12 protein-coding genes and 2 tRNA genes are annotated in these 15,160 nt (G+C 65.1%); 7 read left to right on the top strand and 7 right to left on the bottom strand.

All coding sequences use genetic code 11. The annotated features are described in order from the left end of the window. Positions 1-7 precede the first annotated feature (7 nt). The 3 genes from NHH88_10240 to NHH88_10250 all read right to left on the bottom strand — a co-directional run bounded on the left by NHH88_10240 (position 8) and on the right by NHH88_10250 (position 5,361). A complete protein-coding gene (locus tag NHH88_10240; GenBank protein ID USX16131.1) occupies positions 8-1,552 on the bottom strand; it encodes a response regulator in 1,545 nt (514 codons plus the stop codon). Continuing rightward, positions 1,545-3,047 (bottom strand): AAA family ATPase, encoded by a 1,503-nt coding sequence (locus NHH88_10245; protein USX16132.1) that lies wholly within the window; start codon positions 3,045-3,047, stop codon positions 1,545-1,547. Before NHH88_10245 ends, NHH88_10240 begins: the two co-directional genes overlap by 8 nt. 115 nt (positions 3,048-3,162) lie before the next feature. Further along, positions 3,163-5,361: a diguanylate cyclase gene (locus NHH88_10250; protein USX16133.1), complete on the bottom strand. Its 2,199-nt coding sequence runs from the start codon at positions 5,359-5,361 to the stop codon at positions 3,163-3,165. Between the two features lie 252 nt (positions 5,362-5,613). On the opposite strand from NHH88_10250, the gene NHH88_10255 reads away from it, so the two are divergent. From NHH88_10255 to NHH88_10275, 5 genes are all read left to right on the top strand, one after another. Beyond that, a complete protein-coding gene (locus NHH88_10255) occupies positions 5,614-6,834 on the top strand; it encodes an efflux RND transporter periplasmic adaptor subunit (protein ID USX16134.1) in 1,221 nt (406 codons plus the stop codon). A gap of 15 nt (positions 6,835-6,849) precedes the next feature. Then, positions 6,850-9,993 (top strand): efflux RND transporter permease subunit, encoded by a 3,144-nt coding sequence (locus NHH88_10260; GenBank protein USX16135.1) that lies wholly within the window; start codon positions 6,850-6,852, stop codon positions 9,991-9,993. Between the two features lie 11 nt (positions 9,994-10,004). Next, positions 10,005-11,453 carry an AdeC/AdeK/OprM family multidrug efflux complex outer membrane factor gene (gene adeC / locus NHH88_10265; GenBank protein USX16136.1) on the top strand — a complete coding sequence of 483 codons (1,449 nt, stop codon included), beginning with the start codon at positions 10,005-10,007 and terminating at the stop codon, positions 11,451-11,453. Positions 11,454-11,598: 145 nt separating this feature from the next. Beyond that, positions 11,599-12,210: a TetR/AcrR family transcriptional regulator gene (locus tag NHH88_10270; protein USX16137.1), complete on the top strand. Its 612-nt coding sequence runs from the start codon at positions 11,599-11,601 to the stop codon at positions 12,208-12,210. A gap of 98 nt (positions 12,211-12,308) precedes the next feature. Further along, positions 12,309-13,016: a fumarylacetoacetate hydrolase family protein gene (locus tag NHH88_10275; GenBank protein ID USX16138.1), complete on the top strand. Its 708-nt coding sequence runs from the start codon at positions 12,309-12,311 to the stop codon at positions 13,014-13,016. A 5-nt stretch (positions 13,017-13,021) separates the two neighbouring features. Here NHH88_10275 and NHH88_10280 read toward each other — a convergent pair whose 3' ends face one another. Continuing rightward, positions 13,022-13,858: an NAD-dependent deacetylase gene (locus NHH88_10280; protein USX16139.1), complete on the bottom strand. Its 837-nt coding sequence runs from the start codon at positions 13,856-13,858 to the stop codon at positions 13,022-13,024. A gap of 100 nt (positions 13,859-13,958) precedes the next feature. Here NHH88_10280 and NHH88_10285 point away from each other — a divergent pair. Further along, positions 13,959-14,035 (top strand) — tRNA-Pro (locus NHH88_10285). A gap of 85 nt (positions 14,036-14,120) precedes the next feature. On the opposite strand, the gene NHH88_10290 is transcribed toward NHH88_10285, so the two are convergent. Then, positions 14,121-14,471, bottom strand: a complete 351-nt coding sequence (locus NHH88_10290; protein USX16140.1) for a BrnA antitoxin family protein — start codon at positions 14,469-14,471, stop codon at positions 14,121-14,123. Then, positions 14,455-14,724 (bottom strand): BrnT family toxin, encoded by a 270-nt coding sequence (locus tag NHH88_10295; GenBank protein USX16141.1) that lies wholly within the window; start codon positions 14,722-14,724, stop codon positions 14,455-14,457. Before NHH88_10295 ends, NHH88_10290 begins: the two co-directional genes overlap by 17 nt. Positions 14,725-14,790: 66 nt before the next feature. Between NHH88_10295 and NHH88_10300 the strand changes: the two genes are divergently transcribed. Further along, positions 14,791-14,866 (top strand) — tRNA-Pro (locus NHH88_10300). A gap of 82 nt (positions 14,867-14,948) precedes the next feature. Here NHH88_10300 and NHH88_10305 read toward each other — a convergent pair. Beyond that, complete coding sequence (locus NHH88_10305; protein USX16142.1) at positions 14,949-15,110, bottom strand: hypothetical protein; 162 nt, start codon at positions 15,108-15,110, stop codon at positions 14,949-14,951. Positions 15,111-15,160 lie beyond the last annotated feature (50 nt).

Consider the following 15,160-nt stretch of genomic DNA (forward strand, 5'->3'; position numbering starts at 1 on the left):
AACCCTGTCAGCGCGCCGCCTGCACCTGCTCGCGGTTCTGGCGCGCGCCGGCCAGGCGCACGATCTGCTCCAGTTCCACCGGCTTGACCAGGTGGTGGTCGAAGCCGGCTTCCACCGTGCGGCGGCGGGCGTCGCTCTGGCCCCAGCCGGTCAGGGCCAGCATCAAAATCCGCTCGGCGCCGGGGCGCTGGCGGATCGCCCGCGCCGTCTCGTAGCCGTCCATGCCGGGCATGCCCAGATCCATGATGATCATGTCCGGCTGGCTCTCGGCGGCCATCGCCACGGCGGCCGCGCCGTCGTAGACGGTGCGCACGTCGAAACCGTCGATCTCCAGCAGCGCCGACAACGAATCGGCGGCGTCGGTGTTGTCGTCGACCACCAGCACCTTCATCTTGCGGCCATCGGCGGACGCTGCGGGCGAGGCCAGCGGCACCGGTTCGCGCGCGCCGCTGTCGTTGACGACCGGTAGATGGATGACGAATTCGCTGCCCTTGCCCACCCCTTCGCTGTAGGCCTCGACTGTGCCGCCGTGCATTTCGGCGAACTGGCGCGACAGGCTCAGTCCTATCCCCAGGCCGCTGGAGAACTGGCCCACCACGGTGTTGCTTTGCTCGAACATGCGGAAGATGCGCGGGATCGTCTCGGCCTCCAGGCCGATGCCGCTGTCGCGCAGCGACACGGTCAAATTGTTGCGCTCGACCACGGCGCGCACCACCACGTTGCCGCCCTGCGGCGTGAACTTGATCGCGTTCGACAGGATGTTGGCGAAGATCTGCACCACGCGCGCATAGTCGGCGTTGAGCATGATCTCGCTGGCGGGCAACTGCCAGGCCACGTGGATGCGCTTGGCGGCGGCCGCCTGCGCGCACAGTTCGCTCACATGGTTCATCACCGACGCCAGGGTGACGAGCTGGCGTTGCAGCTTGATCTTGCCGCTGGTGATGCGGGCGACGTCGAGCAGGTCGTCGACCAGGCGCGTCAGCAGGCGTACCTGGCGCTCGACCATGTCGCGGATGCGCGCCACCGGCGCCGCGTCCGGATACAGGTGCGTCAGCAGCGAGACCGAGGTGCGGATCGGCGCCAGCGGGTTGCGCAGCTCGTGGCCCAGACTGGCGAGGAACTCGTCCTTGCGGCGCGCCGCCTCCCGCACCTGGTATTGCTTGTTGCGTGCCCGCAACGTCGAGTGCAGCGCGGTGATCAGGGTCAGGGTGCGCACCGGCCGTTCGACCAGGTTCAGGTTGCCCAGTCCCGCCACCGCGCGGCGCACCGTCTGCGAATCGGCGCCGCGATGGGTCAGCAGCACGATCGGCAGGTCCGACCAGTCGGGCTGGCGCGCCACCCACTCTTGCAGCAGCTTGAAGCCGCCAGAGTCCAACGCTTCCTCCACCGTCAGCACCGCGCCGGCGCCCAGCTCCAGTTGCGCGGCCAGGTCGGCCAGGGTCGTGCACACGTGGCTGTCGATCTGCGCCATCGCCAGCACCTTGGCCGCCAGCGGCCCGTCCTGGCCGATCGGCGCATGGATCAGGATGCGGGTTTCCATCGTGTCAGCCATGGGCGCCGTCGGTGGAATTACCGTTGACGTCGCCGGTGTAGGTCGGCACCCCGGTCAGGATGCCGTGGAAGTTCTTGAGCACCGCGCCGACCTTGATGCCGCCCTTGTCCACGCGGAAGCGGCGGATGGTGCGCTCGTGCGCGCTGCCGCGCTTCTTGAACACGGAGATCGCCTGCTGCACCTCGCCGTCGGCCTCGAAGTAGCGCAGCATGATGACGTTGTCGGCGATGTAGCTGGCATCGACCGAGGTGGTCATGCCGGTGCCGATCATGCCCTGCTGGACGCCGACGATGATGCTGACCACGCCGCGCTGGCCCAGATAGGTCAGCAGCTCGTGCAGGTAGATGGTCAGGAAGCGCTCGTCGGGCACGGCGTTCAGGTAGCCGTTCAGGCTGTCGATGACGACGATGCGCACGCCGCGTTCGACCGCCTCGACGATCGCGTGCGAGAACTGGCCCGGCGCCAGTTCGGCCGGGTCGATCTGCTGCACCGTCAGCAGGCCCCTGTCGATGGCGCCGCTCAAGTCCATGCCCAGGTTGGCGCAGCGGTTGAGCATGTTGTTGCGCGCCTCCTCGAACAGGAACATGGCGCTGGCCTCGCCGCGCTGCGCTGCGGCGTGGATGAACTGCGCCGCCAGCGACGATTTGCCGGTGCCCGGCGGGCCGGAGATCAAGGTGCTCATGCCTTCCTCCAGGCCGCCGCCGATCTGCTGGTCCAGTTCCGGCAGGCCGCTCGAGAGCTGGCGCCGCTGGCTTTCGACGCGGGTGCCCGCCGCCACCAGGCGCGGATAGACGTGCAGGCCGCCCTTGACGATCTTGTAGTCGTGGGCGCCGCCGTGGAAGGCGATACCGCGGTACTTGACCACCCGCACGCGGCGCCGCTCGGCGCCGTAGGCCTGGTCGGCCAGCTCCAGCGTCAGCACGGCGTGCGCCACGCTGCGCACCTGGAGGTCGGTCGACAGGGCGGTGCGGTCGTCGAGGAAGATGGTGGTGCAGGAGCGGCTGGTCAGGTACTGCTTGAGCGCGAGCACCTGGCGCCGGTAGCGCAGCGGGCTTTCGGCCAGCAGCTGCAGCTCGGACAAGGAGTCGAGCACCACGCGGCGCGGCTTGTATTTTTCGATCGCCCCGACGATGCGCTGGGTGGTGCTGCCCAGTTCGATCTCGGACGGATGGAAGATGGTGTACTGCTGATCGGGATCGAGCGCGTTCTCGTTGGGGATGATTTCCTCGACGACAATGCCGCTCATGTCCCAGCCGTGCGACTCGGCCACGCTGCGCAACTCGACCGCCGTCTCCGCCAGGGTGATATAGAGCACCGTCTCGCCCTGGCGCGCGCCCTCGTTGAGGAATTGCAGCGCCAGGGTGGTCTTGCCGGTGCCCGGCTCGCCCTCAACCAGGTATAGCCGGTCGCGCGTCAGGCCACCGGCCAGGACGGTGTCCAGGCCCGGCACGCCGGTGGCGAGAAAAAGATTGGTGACGCTGTTTTGTGCTTCCATGGTCGAATCCGAGGCCTTGAGGTGCCTTAAATATTACCGGAAACGGGGAAAGAAGGGTTTTTGATATGAAAGATGTGTACGTTAGCGAACAAAGCGCCGCGCGAGCGGCCGCAGGCTAGCCGTGCGCCATGCGCTGCAAGCCCTGCTGCTTGTTGACGTACATGGCGCGGTCGGCGCGGCCGAGTAGCATTTCGATATCCTGCGGGTCGTCCGGGTGGTGGACGGCGATGCCGATGCTGGCGCCGAGCTGGACAGTGACGGTCTTGAGCGGGTACGGCCGGCGCAGCGCCGCCAGCAGCTTGTCGGCCGCCTCGCGGGCGTCGGCCTCGCAGTGCAGCATCTCGACGATGACGACGAACTCGTCGCCCGCCAGGCGGCCGACGGTGTCGGTCTTGCGCACCGTCTGGCGCACCCGTTCGGCGAACTGGCGCAGCAGCTCGTCGCCTTCGTCGTGGCCGTAGCGGTCGTTGATCTGCTTGAAGCGGTCGAGGTCGAGGAAGTACACGGCGCAGCACTGGCGCAGGCGGCTGGCGCGCTGCGTCGCCTCGGTCAAGGTCTGCAGCAGCGCGCGGCGGTTGGGCAGGCCGGTGAGGGTGTCGCGCAGCGCCATCTCCTCCATCGACGCGAACAGTTTTTTGCGCTCGCTGATGTCGTGCAGGAAGGCGATGAACAGGTGGCCGCTGCTGCGCGGCACGTACGCCAGCGAGATCTCGACCGGCAGTTCCCGGCAGTCGCGGTCGTGCAGGGTCACCTCGACGCGGCGGTTGAGCACGGCCGCCTCGCCGGCCGCGCCGACGCCGCCGCTGTCGCCGGCCTCGGCCAGCTGGCGCATGTCGCGCTCGTAGGCGCGGCGCAGCAGCGGCGGCAGCACCATCGCCGCCAGCGGCTGGCCGATCACCTCGGCGCGGGTCCAGCCCAGCAGTTTTTCGGCCTGGCGGTTCCAGTCCAGCACCACGCCGCCCTCGTCGAGGGCGATGAAGGCGTCGTGCGCGTTGTCGAGGATGGCGCGCAGCTCGGCCGCCCGTTCCTGCAGCAGCCGTTGGGTGCTGTGCTCCTGGCTCAGCGCGCGCTCCAGTTGCAGCGCCTTGCGGGCGATCTCGCGGGTGCGCTCGCCCACCGTCGATTCGAGCTTCTCGTTGAGCGCGCGCAGCGCGGCCAGATGGGACTGCTCGTTGTCGAGCATGCGCGCCAGCGCGCTCGACAGCACCTGCACCTCGTGGAAGCTGTCGACCTGGACGATGTCCGGCAGGCCGGCGGCGCCGGCCGGCGCCGCCGAGCGCAATTCGAGGTTGCGGCTGAGGGCGTTGAGCGGGCGGGTGTAGCGGCGTGCGATGACGGCGGCGGCGGCGGCCATCGCCACGCCGAGGATGGCGCCGAGCAGCAGGATGCGCCGCTCCAGCGCCCTCGCCGAGGCCAGCGCCACGTCCTCCGGCTGGCGCACGATCACCGACCACTCAAGGGTGGCGGGATCGCCGGCCTTGCCGGTGAGCGAGTAGCCGCTCAGGTAGCTGCGGCCGTCGGCCCAGGTTTCGCGGACCGCGCCGGTGGCGCCGGCGCGCGCCAGCTTCAGGCTGTCGCTGGCCAGCTTGCGTTCCTCCATGCCCTTGGGGCCGAGGATGATGGTGCCGTCGGCGCGCACCACGAAGATGTCGGCCGCGTAGGCCTGGTCGGCCGGCGCCACGATGGTTTGCGCCATGCGCCGCGCCCAACCCCAGCTCATGTGCACGCACAGCACCCCGCGCGCGCTGCCGTCCGCGCCCGTCACCGGGCCGGCGGCATCGACGAAGCGCCACGGGTCCGCGCTGGCCGGCAATTTCTTGCCGAGCAGGGTGGCGGGGTGGAAGTCGCCGGCGAACAGTTTGTCGCGCCCGCCCTTGAACCAGTCGCGCCCGCTCACGTCGGCGCCCTCGAGCAGGCCTTGGGTGGCGGCGTAGACGCGCCCGTCCGGCGCGGCCAGGCCGATCCAGGCGTAGTCGGGGAAGGCTTTTTGCACGCTCTCGAGCACCGCGCGCGCCTCGCCCGGCGAGCGGGCGTCGCGCACCTGCGGCAGATCGGTGAGCAGCTGGACGTCGCCGGTGGCTTTCTGCTGTACGCGGTTGAGGGCGTCGCGCGTCTGCCAGGACAGTTGCTGCAGGCGCTGGCCGGCTTCGCGCTCGGCGTAGTTGAAGGCGAAATGGTCGACCAGGACCAGCAGCGAGAGCACGGTCAGCAGCACCGTGGCGCTGACACCGGCCGTCACCAGGGTGGTGAGCCGGGGCCGGGCCGTGCGGAGGCCGGTGCCGAGGGTGGTGCTGTGGACGGTCTGGGTGGTCATAACGGCAAGTTTTTTACTGTGCGTCGCGACTGAAAGATAACTGAAAGAAAGTAATTTTATTGTAGCACCGGAAAATCGAGATAGTTCCTCTGTTATAGACAAATTCCCTTTGTGCAACCACATCCCCCCCGCCGCGAATTTCTTAAATCGCCCTTAAAGTTACCTTGCGGAATTAAGTGCCGGCTTGACATATTTAGAATGATCGTTCATTCTATGGTTTGTGCTCATAATTTCTACAGAAAGTCCCAAGCCATGGAAGCTCTTTTCTGCAAACCGTCCCTGCGGACGGCCGGGGCAGCAGCCCTGATCACCGCAACCGTGCTCGTATCCGGTTGCTCCAAATCCACGCCCGCAGCACCTCAAACGCAGGTGGCGGAAGTGGGCGTTTTTAAGGTGGCGCCGCAAGCGCTGCAGATCACGACCGAACTGCCGGGCCGCACCGCCGCCTTCCAGGTGGCCGAAGTGCGCCCGCAGGTCAACGGACTGATACAAAAACGCCTGTTCGTCGAGGGCGCCGACGTCAAGGCCGGCACCGCCCTCTATCAGATCGATCCGTCGCTGTACCAGGCCAGCGTCAACTCGGCCAAGGCGGCCCTGGCCAAGGCCAAGGCCAGCGTGCTGACCAGCGGCCCCAAAGTCTCCCGTTATAAAGAGCTGGTCGCCATCGAAGGCGTCAGCCGCCAGGACTACGAGGACGCCGTCGCCGCCGACGCCCAGGCCAAGGCCGATGTGGCATCGGCCGCCGCCGCGCTGGAAGAGGCGCAGATCAATCTGCGCTACACCCACGTGTACGCGCCGATCAGCGGCCGGATCAGCCGTTCGACGGTGACCCCGGGCGCGCTGGTGACCGCCAACCAGACCGACGCGCTGACCACCGTGCAGCAACTCGACCCGATCTACGTCGATATCACGCAATCGAGCGAAGACCTGCTGCGCCTCAAGCGCGACATGGAAAACGGCAGCCTGAAACAATCGGGCCAGGCCAAGGTCACCCTGATGCTGGCCGACGGCAGCAAGTACGCGCAGGAAGGCAAGCTGCAGTTCTCCGGCGTCTCGGTCGACACCAGCACCGGCAACGTGGTGCTGCGCGCCTTGTTCCCGAATCCTAAGAACGATCTGCTGCCGGGCATGTTCGTGCGCGCGGTGGTGGAGGCCGGGGTCGACGAGCAGGCCATCGCCGTGCCGCAGCAGGGCGTGAGCCGCAACCAGAAGGGCCAGGCCACCGCGCTGGTGCTCAACACGCAGGGCAAGGTCGAACAGCGCGTGCTGGTCACCTCCGGCACCCAGGGCGACAAATGGCTGGTCAAATCCGGCCTGGCCGCAGGCGACCTGCTGATCGTCGAGGGCCTGCAAAAAGTCAAACCGGGCGCGCCGGCCAAGGTGGCCGCAGCCGCCCCCGCCGCCGCTCCTGGCTCCGCACCGGGCACGCCAGCCGCCGCCGCAGCCACTCCCGCCGCCAAAAGCGCGCACTAAGACGGGAGCCAGCTTATGTCACGCTTCTTTATTGACCGCCCCATCTTCGCGTGGGTGATCGCCATTGTGATCATGCTCGGCGGGATACTCGCGATCATGGGACTGCCGATCGCGCAGTACCCTAGCATCGCGCCGCCATCGATCTCGATCTCCGGTTCCTATCCGGGCGCCTCGGCTAAAACCGTGGAGGACGCCGTCACCCAGGTCATCGAACAAAAGATGAAGGGTATCGACGGCCTGCGCTACATGAACTCGTCGAGCGATTCGACCGGCGGCATCAGCATCACGCTGACCTTCCGCAGCGGCACCAATCCCGACATCGCGCAGGTGCAGGTGCAGAACAAGCTGCAACTGGCCACGCCGCTGCTGCCGGCCGCCGTCACCCAACAGGGCCTGGTGGTCAGCAAGGCCACCAAGAACTTCATGATGGTGCTCGGCTTTATCTCCGAGGACGGCAGCATGAAGCAGGCCGACCTGGGCGACTATGTGGCCGCCAACGTCATCGATCCGATCAGCCGCGTCGAAGGCGTGGGCGATGTCACCGCCTTCGGTTCGCAGTACGCCATGCGCATCTGGCTCGACCCGGCCAAGCTGCAAAGCTATCAACTGACGCCGGCCGACGTCACCGCCGCCATCACCGCGCAAAACACCGAGGTCTCCGCCGGTGAACTGGGCGGCCTGCCGGCCGCCAAGGGCCAGCAACTGAACGCCACGGTGTCGGCGCAAAGCCGCCTGCAGACGGCCGAACAATTTGGCGCGATCCTGCTGAAAACCTCCGCCAACGGCGCCACCGTGCACTTGCGCGACGTCGCCAAAATGGAACTGGGCAGCGAGAACTACGCCGTGCTGTCGCGCTACAACGGCAACGCCGCCACCGGTATGGCCATCAAACTGGCCACCGGCGCCAACGCGCTCGATACCGCCACCGCCGTCAAGGCCAAGGTCGCGGAACTGGAAAAACTGTTCCCGCCCGGGATGAAGGCCGTCATCGCCTTCGACACCACGCCGTTCGTCAAGATCTCGATCGAGGAAGTCGTCAAGACCCTGATCGAGGCGATCGTGCTGGTGTTCCTGGTGATGTACCTGTTCCTGCAAAACTTCCGCGCCACCCTGATCCCGACGATGGCCGTGCCGGTCGTGCTGCTGGGGACCTTCGCCATCCTGTCGGTGCTTGGGTATTCGATCAACACACTAACGATGTTCGCGGTGGTGCTGGCGATCGGCTTGCTGGTCGATGACGCCATCGTGGTGGTGGAAAACGTCGAGCGGGTGATGACGGAGGAGGGCTTGTCGCCGCTCGAGGCCACCCGTAAATCGATGACGCAGATTAGTGGCGCGCTGGTCGGCATCGCCATGGTGCTGTCGGCGGTGTTCGTGCCGATGGCCTTCTTCGGCGGTTCCACCGGCGTGATTTACCGCCAGTTCTCGATCACGATCGTCTCGGCGATGGTGTTGTCGGTGATCGTGGCGATGGTGTTTACGCCGGCGCTGTGCGCCACCTTGCTCAAGCCTGTGCCGAAAGGCCACACGGCGATCAACACCGGTTTCTTCGGCTGGTTCAACCGCACCTTCGAGAAGAGCAGCCATAAGTACGAAGGCTTCGTCGGCAAGATCCTCAATCGCGGCGGCCGCTCGCTGGTGGTGTACGCGCTGATCCTCGGCGTGCTGGCCTTCGTGTTCATGCGCCTGCCGACCTCCTTCCTGCCGGAAGAGGACCAGGGCGTGCTGTTCACGCAGATACAGCTGCCGACCGGCGCCACCCAGGAGCGCACGCTCAAGGTGATCGAAAAGGTCGAACAGCACTTCATGAACAACGAGAAGGAATCCGTCGCTTCGGTGTTCGCGGTGGCCGGCTTCAGCTTCGCCGGTAACGGCCAGAATACCGGTATCGCCTTCGTCCGCATGAAGGACTGGTCGGAGCGCAAGGGCGCCGACCACGCCGTCAACGCCATCGTCGGCCGCGCCATGGGTGCGTTCTCGCAGATCAAGGATGCGATGGTGTTCGCCTTCGCTCCTCCGGCCGTGCTGGAACTGGGTAACGCCTCCGGTTTCGACTTGCAGCTGCAGGACACGGGCGGCGTCGGTCACGAGGCTTTGATGGCCGCGCGTAACCAGATGCTGGGCATGGCCTCGCAGAGCAAGGTGCTGGTCGGCGTACGTCCGAACGGCCAGGAAGACACGCCGCAGTACAAGATCACGGTCGACCAGCAGAAAGCCATCGCGCTTGGCCTGACCGTGGCCAACGTCAACCAGGTGTTGAGTAACGCCTGGGGTAGCGCCTACGTCAACGACTTCGTCGACCGTGGCCGCGTGAAGAAGGTGTACCTGCAAGGCCAGGCCGAATCGCGCATGGCGCCGGAAGACCTGAAGAAGTGGTTCGTCCGTAACGCCGACGGCGAGATGGTGCCTTTCTCGGCCTTCTCGACCGGCGAGTGGATTTACGCCTCGCCGCGCCTGGAGCGCTACAACGGTCTGTCGTCGAGCGAGATCCTGGGCGCTCCGGCGCCGGGCCAGAGCTCGGGTACGGCGATGGCCGAAATCGAAGCCCTGGCGAAGAAGCTCCCGCCGGGTATCGGCTACGAGTGGACCGGCCTGTCGCTGGAAGAGCGCGACTCCGGCTCGCAAACCCTGGCGCTGTACGGCATCTCGATCCTGATCGTGTTCCTGTGCCTGGCCGCGCTGTATGAAAGCTGGTCGATTCCGTTCTCGGTGCTGCTGATCGTGCCGCTGGGCGTGGTCGGCGCGGTGCTGGCGACGTTCCTGTTTAAATTGTCGAACGACGTGTACTTCCAGGTCGGCCTGCTGACCGTGGTCGGCCTGGCGGCGAAGAACGCGATTCTGATCGTGGAATTCGCCAAGGACCTGCAGGAGCAAGGCGTCGAACTGCGTGATGCGACCTTGCAGGCGGTGCGCCAGCGTCTTCGTCCGATTTTGATGACGTCGATCGCTTTCGGTCTGGGCGTGCTGCCGCTGGCGATCAGCAGCGGCGCCGGTTCGGGCAGCCAGAACGCCATCGGTATCGGCGTGCTGGGCGGGATGCTGACGTCCACGTTCCTCGGCATCTTCTTCGTACCGCTGTTCTTTGTGCTGGTGCGCGGCTTCTTCAGCAAGAAGAAGGTCACGCCACCGGCGCCAACCTCGCAATTGGAGGCGCATTAATCATGAAAATCATGCATAAGTCTTTAATCACCATGGCGTCGCTGGCGCTGCTGGCCGGTTGCAGCCTGGCGCCGACGTATGAGCGTCCGGCCGCCCCGGTGGGGCAGGCCTGGCCCGCCGGCGAAGCGTATAAAGGCGTGCCGCCGGCCGCCGCCGACGCCAAGCCGGTGTCGGAAATCCAATGGCGCGAGTACTTCGCCGACGAACGCCTGCGCAAGGTGATCGAGCTGGCGCTGGCCAACAACCGCGACCTGCGCGTCTCGGCGCTCAATATCGAGCGCGCCCGCGCCGAGTACAACATCCAGACGGCGGCGCTGCTGCCGAAGGTGAATGCGGGTGTCAGCCAGAGCGCCAGCCGCACGCCCGCCAATATGACCGGCACCGGCGAGGCGGCCATCGTGCGCCAGTATAGCGGCGGGCTGTCGATGCCGTCGTATGAGCTGGACTTCTTCGGCAAGGTGCGCAACGCCTCCGAAGCGGGCTTGCAGACCTACCTGGGCACCGAGGAGGCGCGCCGCACGCAGCAAATCAGCCTGGTGGCCGAAGTGGCCAACGCCTATCTGACCCTGACGGCCGACCAGCAGCGTCTGAAGCTGGCGGCGGAAACCTTGAGCAGCCAACAGATCACCTATGATTTGAGCCGCAAGCGCTTCGAGAACGGCGTCACCTCCGGCGTCGACATGTACGACGCCGAGACCAGCGTGCAGGCCGCGCGCAACGACGTCGCCACCTACACCGCGCAGGTGGCGCTGGACCAGAACGCGCTGAACCTGCTGGTGGGCGGCGCCGTGCCGGCAGACCTGCTGCCGGCCGACGAACTCAATCCGGTCACGCAACTGGCCGCGATTCCGGCCGGACTGCCGTCCGACCTGCTGCGCAACCGTCCCGACGTGCAGCAGGCCGAGCGCACGCTGCGCGCCGCCAACGCCAACATCGGCGTGGCGCGCGCCGCCTTCTTCCCCAGTATTTCGCTGACGGCGTCCGGCGGCAGCGCGAGCCGCAACCTGTCCGGATTGTTCAAATCCGGTTCGGGCACGTGGAGCTTCCTGCCGCAGGTCACCTTGCCGATCTTTGATGGCGGCGTCAATCGCGCCAATCTGAGCATCGCCAAGACGGACCGCGACATCTATGTGGCGCAGTACGAGAAGGCGATCCAGGTCGCCTTCCGCGAGGTGGCCGACGCCTTGGCCACGCGCGGCACCATCGACGAGCGTCTGGCGTCGCAGCAGGCCCTGGTGGATGCGGCGGAAAAGAGCTTCAAGATCAACGACGCCCGTTACCGCAAGGGCGCCGATACGTATCTGAACGCGCTGGTATCGCAGCGCGCGCTGTATTCGGCCCAGCAGGGCTTGATCAGCACGCGCCTGAACCAGACCAGCAACGCCGTCACCCTGTACAAGGTGCTCGGCGGCGGTTGGCAACCTGAGGTTGCTCAACAAGGCAATCCACCGCGCGGCTAGACTTCTGCAAGCGGGCGGTGGGCGCGGCGGCCATTTCACACGGCTGTTGCGTGCCCGCCGCATCGACCCAAGGGTGGATTGACAAACCCGGTCGGCATCGCCACAGTTCCGCACCTAGGCATAGAGAGAGACCCAAGGACACGACATGACTACCCCCGCAAAACGACGCACCGACCCGGAACGTGCGCAGAACCGCCGCAACCAGGTGCTGGAGGCGGCGGCCGTGTGCTTCTCGCGCAGTGGCTTTCACGGCGCCAGCATGTCCGAAATTTCCAAGCAGGCCGGCATGAGCGCCGGCCATATCTACAATTACTTCGACAGCAAGGACGCCATCATCATGGCGATCGTCGAACGCGAGAGCGAGTATGTCACCGGGCTGCTGGTCGACTTGCAGATGCGCGACGATCCCTTGCAAGCCATGATCGACGATGCGCGCCGCCATATCGACGAGACTCTCGATCCGCAGCCGTGGCATATGCCGCTGGAGATGTACGCGGAAGCCTCGCGCAATCCGGTGATCGCGGACAAACTGCGCGTGCATGAGGAAAATTCGCGCATCCAGCTGCGCAAGCTGGTCAAGGAGGGACGGGAGCGCCGCAATCTGCCGGTGGACGACGAACTGATTGACGGCCGCGTCGACACCATCGTCTCGTACTTTCAGGGTTTGCCCATTCGCGCGCTGAACCGCCCGAATATGAACCGCGAGGCTTTGGCCGAATCCTTCCGTGTCGCGATGACGGCGCTGTTGATGACCTGATTCGGCCGAACGAATTTGTCTCGTAGTGTTTCCGGCCGAGCAGGCCGGTTTTTGTTGTTGTACCATGGCTGATCTCCCATTCCAGCCATCGGAGCATCATGACTTCCTACGTTATTCCCGCCCACGACATCGTCGGCCTGCCGGTCGCCGGCACCACCGATCTCTTTCCCGTTCGCCGCGTCTACTGCGTCGGCCGCAACTACGCCGCCCACGCGCGCGAGATGGGCTATGACCCGGATCGCGAACCGCCGTTCTTCTTCTGCAAGCCCAATGACGCACAGGCGCTGGTGCCGGTCGCGCCGGGGCAGGTGGCCGAGCTGCCGTATCCGCAAGTGACCAGCAACCTGCACTACGAGTGCGAACTGGTGGTCGCCATCGGCAAGGGCGGTAGCGACATCGCCGTGGAAGACGCGGCGCAGCACATCTTCGGCTACGCGGTGGGATTGGACATGACGCGGCGCGATTTGCAGTTCAAGATGCGCGACGCCGGCCGGCCATGGGAAATCGGCAAAGCCTTCGACTACTCCGCGCCGATCGGCGTGATCCACCGCGCCGCCGAAGCCGGCGATATAGGTCACGCCGCGATACAGCTGGACGTCGACGGCGTGACCAAGCAGTCGGCCACCATCGATCATCTGATCTGGTCGATCAGCGAAACCATCGCCAATTTATCGACCTTGTTCGCGCTGGCGCCCGGCGACCTGATTTTCACCGGCACGCCGGAAGGCGTGGGCGCAGTGGTGCGCGGGCAGACGCTGACCGGCAAGGTCGACGGCCTGTCCGGCATCGCCGTCAAATTGGTGTAAATCGTTTAGAGCAGGGCGTCGATGGCGGCCAGGCCGGCCAGGGCGCCCATCGGCAGGCCGACATCGTGCGTGCTTGCCACCTGCGGTTCGCGCGGATTGATGCGTATCATGCGGCCGCCGTGCTGCTGGATCACGCGCTGGCCGAAATGGCGCACCGACGGTATCGCCACGCCGGCGCCCAGTTCCACGACCAGCGGCCGCCGGGCTTTTTCCAGCAGCGCAGTCAAACGCCTCTGCTGCATCGCCGAGCGGCGTTCGTTCCAGCCCCAGTCGCCGAACATCAGGATGTTCGGCCGCGCCAGCGTGCCGCAGCGCGCACAGGTCGGCGGCTGGTTCAGTAGCCGGCAGGCGTCGTTGTCCACCTCCGGTCGAAAATCGTCGGCGCTCCAGATCTCGCCGTCGCAGGGCGTCAGGCATTGCAGGTGATGAATGGAGCCGTGGCATTCGTAGAGTCGCTGCGGATCGAAGCCGGCGCGCTGGAATTGGCCGTCGACGTTGCTGGTGAAAATGCCGTAGCCGTGGTCCATGCGGGCGCCCCAGTCCTTGAGCACGGCGAAGCCGGCGTGCGGCGCGGTGTCTCGGTACAGTTTGAGGCGATGGCCGTAGAAACCCCACGCCAGCGACGGATCGGCGCGGAACGTGTCCGGCGAGGCGACGCTGGTGAATTCCATCCGCGCGCGGGCGAGGGCGGGGTAGGCCTGCCAGAAGCCCTGGTTGCCGCGAAAATCCGGCAAACCGGAATCGACGCCCATGCCGGCGCCGGCGGCGATAAGGAGCAGATCGGCGTCGGAGACCAGGGCGGCGGCTTGCTCGATCAGGTGGGTGGTTGGCTGTTCGGACATGGCGGATATCTTAGCCGTGTACGGGAGGGAATTCCATGCCACTGTGGCGCAAAGCAAACATGACAAATACTTAAAGCGGCTGCTATAATTGCGAATTCGTCGGGGCGTAGCGCAGCCTGGTAGCGTACGTGCATGGGGTGCACGGGGTCGGAGGTTCGAATCCTCTCGCCCCGACCAATAGATTCAAGAACTTAGGCTCATCTTCGGATGGGCCTTTTTCTTTGGATCGCCCATACATCTGAGGTTGTAGCCTTTCATGTGCTCAGCCTATCAATTCATCGGGTGAGTGCGCACTGAGCCAGTCCGCCAGCGCGTCATCGACTCTCGTCTGCCAGCCTGGGCCTGTTGCCCGGAAGCGGCTGACGATTTCCGGCGACAGGCGGATGGTGATCCGTTCTTTTATTGCAGCTTTCTGCGGCCCGCGCTCACCGGGTCTGCGCTTCAAGGCAACCAGGTTTTGATAAGTCCCGGCGTCGAAGAATTCCTTCGCCGCCTTCGCTTGCTGAAAATCGCCAGCGGACCATTCCGGATTGTCTGGATCGGCAGCGATGCCGGCGTTGATCTGAGCATCCTCTGCCTTGGTTGGCGGAATGATTTTAGGCTTGGGTTTCATATTCCTTCACCTCCCTACGGTTGGCCTTTCGAAGGCTGATGATGCGCACAGCTGTTTCACGGAGAGAGAAGACCATCACGTATAAGCGATTCCCGATCGGACCTATTGAGACGAGCCGAGGTTCACGGTAGTCATTGCGGCTATCGACGCGAACGATAGCGTGCTCCCAGTCAAAGCCTTCTGCGATATCGAACCACACGCCGTGCTTGGCCACGTTCTGGGCTAGCTTCTTTGGATCATGCGTGTAGTTCATGGTTTATTGTATGTACGAATAAACTGGGTGTCAATTTATTCGTGCGTACAAATAAATGCGATACGCCGGGCTTGGCGTAGCCTGGTAGCGTACGTGCATGGGGTGCACAGGTGCGGAGGTGCGAATCCTCTCGCCCCGACCAATAGATTCAATGACTTAGGCCAATCTTCGGATTGACCTTTTTCTTGTCTGCGATAATTCGCGTCATCGCAGCGGAACGCCTGTTACATGACTTTGCCGGTGTGAACCGGCAGCGAGATATCACGCTCCGAATAGGCGACAACGATCGTCATCAGAACGACGCAAATTAGCACGACTGCGATCTTGAGTTTGCGGTTGGTCGCGGCACGCAGGCGTGCTGCCGCATCGGTGGAGAGGATGGCCATAGTCTCAGATTGTTGTTTAAATTTATTCTGAAATTGTATAGCGGAAACTC

This window comes from Oxalobacteraceae bacterium OTU3CAMAD1, from assembly GCA_024123915.1.
Classification (GTDB): Bacteria; Pseudomonadota; Gammaproteobacteria; order Burkholderiales; family Burkholderiaceae_D; genus Rugamonas.